This is a genomic window from Dialister sp. CAG:357, from assembly GCF_000435155.1.
In the GTDB taxonomy this organism is placed as follows: Bacteria; Bacillota; Negativicutes; order Veillonellales; family Dialisteraceae; genus Dialister; species Dialister hominis.
Genome location: NZ_FR896380.1, coordinates 1 through 4,451 on the forward strand (window position 1 = coordinate 1; position 4,451 = coordinate 4,451).

Consider the following 4,451-nt stretch of genomic DNA (forward strand, 5'->3'; position numbering starts at 1 on the left):
CCAGAATGGTCCAAAAAAATATCCGCACCCCCTCTCCCTCAGCCGTCAGGCTGGTTGTCTGGTTTTAAACTCTCCCCCTAGTTTTCCCGCTTTTAATCTCTCTCCCCATTATTTCCACTTCTAAAATACTTTTCCAGGAGGGCAGCTCCCTCTATTTTATCCCTCCAAATATTAAACCAATCTTAGCATTTTCTTCTTATATTAGTAAATGATTAGTTAGAAATCTATGCAAAATCCTTGGTTTTATCGATGTTTTCGCACTTTGTGCACAGGAGTGGTTTGAACGTTAATTTTAGTGGTATTTTGGATAAAATGTGCTGAAATTTTCAAGGGGTTATCCATTAGAAAATGATTAAACTCTAAAATAACGCTTGCATATGGGTCCGCTGGGACTTATAATGCAAACATCAAATTCATATTGGTGGATGATGCAAGTGGGAGAAAGCCGTATGGCTTACCGAAGGAGTAACACTCTCAGGTGCCTCGCAAGAGGCGGTACCGGTTGCGGACACACTCTGGAGAGTCTCACAAATGAGCGCCGAAGGTGTAAGGATCGCAAGGTCCCAATCTCTCAGGCAAAAGGACAGAGCATAAAGAAACGTTCTTACGATTTTTTCGTACTCGTTTTAGGATAGACAATGCCGGCTTCCAGAGTTTTATATTTTGGATGCCGGTTTTTTGCATATTTCTATTTCGAGGAGGACAAACATGGATTTGAATTACATGAATTGGCTGAATGCAGCCGACAGTTTTATCTGGGGACCACCGCTTTTGGTTCTTTTGGTGGGAACCGGAATTCTGCTGACACTTCGTTTGAAGATGTTGCAGGTTTTCAAGCTTCCCAAGGCTTTGAAATTAATTTTCAAGGCACAGAACGCAGGCAGCGGAGATATTGATTCTTTCAAGGCTCTCTGCACAGCTCTTTCCGCAACGGTAGGCACCGGCAATATCGTCGGCGTAGCTACTGCAATCGCAGCTGGCGGCCCTGGCGCTATTTTCTGGATGTGGATGGCTGCTTTCTTCGGAATGGCAACCAAGTATGCGGAAGGTCTTCTGGCTGTTAAATACCGCGAAGTCGATTCCAAAGGCGAAATCGCCGGCGGCCCGATGTTCTACATCAAGAACGGCATGGGTGAGAAGTATAAATGGCTTGGAACTCTCTTTGCTCTCTTCGGCGTACTCGTCGCATACTTCGGTATCGGTACATTCGCTCAGGTCAATTCCATCGTTGAAATCACCCAGATGACGGTCGGCGTTTCACCGACATGGACCGCCATCATCCTGACCATCCTGGTCGCAGCTATCACTCTCGGCGGACTCCAGTCCATCGCGAATGCCGCATCCAAGATTGTTCCGGCAATGGCAGTGATTTACTTCGTTTCCACCGTCGGCGTCCTTGCTTACTTCGCTAATCAGATTCCGATGGCTATTGAGACCATCATTTCCAACGCATTCACCGGCACAGCAGCAGCCGGCGGCTTCGCAGGAGCAGGCGTGATGCTTGCCATGAGAAGCGGTATTGCCAGAGGCGTATTCTCCAACGAATCCGGCCTTGGTTCCGCTCCGATCGTAGCCGCAGCCGCTAAGACAAAATGGCCGGCAGAACAGGGTCTCATTTCCATGACAGGTACCTTCATCGATACCATCATCATCTGCACCCTGACCGGACTTACCATCGTCGTATCCGGCGAATGGCTCAAAGGCCTCAACGGCGCAGCACTCACCAATGCAGCTTTCCAGGATGTCTTCCCGGCAGTTGGCGGCTACATGCTGATGGTCGGACTTGTCCTCTTCGCCTTCACCACCATCCTCGGATGGAACTACTACGGCGAACGCTGCATGATCTACCTCTGCGGCACCAAGGGCATCCTTCCTTACCGTATTATATTCATCGCGCTTGTCGCAAGCGGCGCGTTCCTTAAATTAGAAGCCATCTGGGTTCTGGCGGATATCGTCAACGGACTCATGGCTATCCCGAACCTCATCGCTCTTCTGGCCCTTTCCGGAGTCGTCGTCAGAGAAACCGAGAAATACTTCGATCATCTGAAGACCGGCAAGGAATACGAAGAATACGAAGACCTCGATCCATCCCTGGCAAGTGCAAAAGCTCAGCCAGAAGTGGAAGAGTAAGAAGGTTCATATCTGCCAGGCGAGAAGGTTTCCCCATTTTCCCTTCCGCCGGGCAGTATGATACAAGGCCTGGGACAGGGCCTGCGCATCCATCCATCTTCGGAATCGCAGTCCCGGGCCGCCGGGAGAGACACCCAGAACTCTCTCCCGGGTGGGGGCCCTGCCTTTCAAAAAGGGAAATCCATCAATCCTCTTGTATACTTCAGGCCAAGTGCCTTTGTATATGCCGCAAATGCCCGGCAGGCTCATAGAGCCAAAGCGCATACATATCTGTGGATGATGTACACTGAAAAAAGACATGAAAATGTCTGCCGAAGGAGTAACACTATCAGGCGTTCAGTAGAACACGAAACTGTGTACGGACACATCTCTGGAGAGCTCCGCTGAAACGATGCGGACGCCGAAGGTGCTAAGGGATCACCGATCCCGAATCTCTCAGGCAAAAGGACAGGGCTGGCAGCAGGGTAACACCCGGCTATGCATGGATGCATACATACATAGGACCGCCAGCCTTTAGATTCCGGTTTTTCCGGAGCCTGAACGCGGCGGTTTTTTGCTTTCCCTGTTGTTGGAAAAAGGAGTAATTACTTTGTAACCAGTAATGAAAAGGTAGGGGGATTTTATCATGGACATGGCTTCTGTAAATTCAATCGTCAGCCAAATTGACAGCATAGTTTGGGGCCCGCTGATGCTCTTGCTTCTCGTCGGGACCGGTGTTTATCTGACCTGTACGGTACACTTCCGTACCTGGAGAAATCTTCCATACGCACTTCACAGGGTGCTTTCCAAAGAAGCCCGCCAGAAGAAAGGGACGGGCGACGTTTCCCCGTTCTCCGCACTTTGCACAGCCCTGGCTGCTACCATCGGCACAGGCAATATCGTAGGCGTTGCGACCGCTATGTTTGCAGGCGGCCCCGGCGCGCTTGTATGGATGTGGATCTCCGCATGCTTCGGCCTCACATCCAAATTCTCTGAATGCATGCTCGCTATCAAGTACCGCGAAGTGAACGCACGGGGCGAAATGAAAGGCGGCCCGATGTTCACCATGAAAAACGGCTTCAAGAATAAGAAACTCGGCAGCATCATGGGCTTCCTCTTCGCCCTCTTCGCAGTCATCGCTTCCTTCGGCATCGGCAACATGACCCAGGCGAACTCCATCTCCGGCGCCGTGAACTCCACATTCGGCGTATCCACGGAAATGACCGGCATAGTCTTGACCGTCATGTCCCTTGCCATCATCGTAGGCGGCATCAAGACCATTTCCAGAGTCTCCTCCGTCGTCGTACCGGGCATGGCCGTCTTGTACGTCGTAGCCGGCATGGCATGCATCCTCATCAACATTGAAAACATTCCTCACGGACTTTACCTCATCCTCATGATGGCATTCGACCCGCAGGCAGTCGGCGGCGGCGTCCTGGGTGGCATCACCGTCTCCGTCATGAACGCTATGCGCTACGGCGTAGCCAGAGGCGTATTCTCCAACGAAGCAGGCATGGGCTCGGCAGCCATCACAGCCGCTGCAGCTACCACCGATGACCCCGTCCGTCAGGCTTACATCAATATGACAGGAACCTTCTGGGATACAATCGTTGTCTGCACCATTACTGGCCTTACCATCGCCTCCTCCGGCGTCCTCGGCACCAACGGAGCCGACGGCACACCCCTTCAGGGAATCGAACTCACCATCGCCGCATTCTCCTCGAACATCGGCGTCGTAGGCGCATACATTGTCTGCATCGGCATCATCCTCTTCGCATTCTCCACCATCCTCGGATGGGAATACCACGGCGAAAAAGCATGGGAATACCTCTTCGGCACCCATAAATACAACATGATCTACCGCGTTGTATTCTCCCTGGTCGTTTACATCGGAGCCACCCAGACCCTCGACCTCGTCTGGAACCTCTCCGACATTGCAAACGCCCTCATGGCCATCCCGAACCTCATCTCCATGCTCATCCTCGCGCCGGTCGTCAAAGAAGAAGTATTCCGCTTCCAGGCCGTCATCGAACGCGAAAAAGCAGAAAAAGCAGCTGCCAAAGAAGCAGCAATCGAAGAAAGAGCCGGTATCTGATCAGGCTCAAAAAGGCAAGATTAAAGAAATCTCCCTTACAGGAAATAAAGGAAATACAGGAAACACAGCAAAACTCCGCCCGATGCATAGGACGGGGTTTTCTGGCGGGGGGGTAGGGGAAAAGGCCAAGGTGCGCCGCTTGCCGCTGCTGCTAACTGCGATGTACTGAGTCTGGATTTTAAGGGCCGTAGGCCGGTTTTAACCTTGCTCCGGAAGGAGAAGTCCTGCTACCAAAAAGCAAGTGCCA

The 4,451-nt window shown here is 51.7% G+C and carries 2 protein-coding genes and 2 riboswitches; both genes read left to right on the top strand.

What is annotated here, in order from left to right; translation table 11 throughout:
* The first annotated feature begins 505 nt into the window (after positions 1 to 505).
* A riboswitch (glycine riboswitch) is annotated at positions 506 to 597 on the top strand.
* 111 nt (positions 598 to 708) lie between these two features.
* Positions 709 to 2,130, top strand: a complete 1,422-nt coding sequence (locus M3200_RS02290; protein ID WP_022381923.1) for an alanine/glycine:cation symporter family protein — start codon at positions 709 to 711, stop codon at positions 2,128 to 2,130.
* A gap of 360 nt (positions 2,131 to 2,490) precedes the next feature.
* Positions 2,491 to 2,591, top strand: a riboswitch (glycine riboswitch).
* Positions 2,592 to 2,755: 164 nt separating this feature from the next.
* Positions 2,756 to 4,204 (top strand): alanine/glycine:cation symporter family protein, encoded by a 1,449-nt coding sequence (locus M3200_RS02295; protein WP_022381924.1) that lies wholly within the window; start codon positions 2,756 to 2,758, stop codon positions 4,202 to 4,204.
* Positions 4,205 to 4,451: the final 247 nt, after the last annotated feature.

Excerpts from the sequence above, each read along its gene's own strand:
- M3200_RS02290 (WP_022381923.1), top strand. The coding sequence starts at position 709 with ATGGATTTGAATTACATGAATTGGCTGAATGCAGCCGACAGTTTTATC.
- M3200_RS02295 (WP_022381924.1), top strand. The coding sequence starts at position 2,756 with ATGGACATGGCTTCTGTAAATTCAATCGTCAGCCAAATTGACAGCATA.